This is a genomic window from Stenotrophomonas sp. SrG (assembly GCF_050031795.1).
Taxonomy (GTDB): Bacteria; Pseudomonadota; Gammaproteobacteria; order Xanthomonadales; family Xanthomonadaceae; genus Stenotrophomonas; species Stenotrophomonas rhizophila_A.
The window spans coordinates 1-232 of sequence record NZ_JBNBBE010001570.1 but is presented as its reverse complement, the minus strand read 5'-3'; the positions used below and the strand labels follow the sequence as shown (position 1 = coordinate 232).

The 232-nt window shown below is 69.4% G+C and carries 1 protein-coding gene; it reads right to left on the bottom strand.

The features are described 5' to 3' along the window. Positions 1 to 232: hypothetical protein (locus ACQG3P_RS24645; RefSeq protein ID WP_426806515.1), on the bottom strand; the 232-nt coding region annotated here is incomplete at both ends.

Below are 232 nucleotides of genomic sequence, written 5' to 3'. Positions count from 1 at the left end.
GTGCCGGCGCCACGGCCAGCACGGTGGCCAGCAGCAACGGCAGCACGTAGTAGGTGACCCGATAGCTCAGGGCCGCTGCAAGCACCGCAGCTGGCGCCACCTGCGGCAGCAGCTTGCGCAGGCTCCACTCGAACACCCCCAACCCGGCCGGCACGCTGGAAATCAGTCCGGCCAGCACGGCCACCAGATACATGCCGACAAACCCGGGCAGCCCGGTCGGGGTATCCATCGG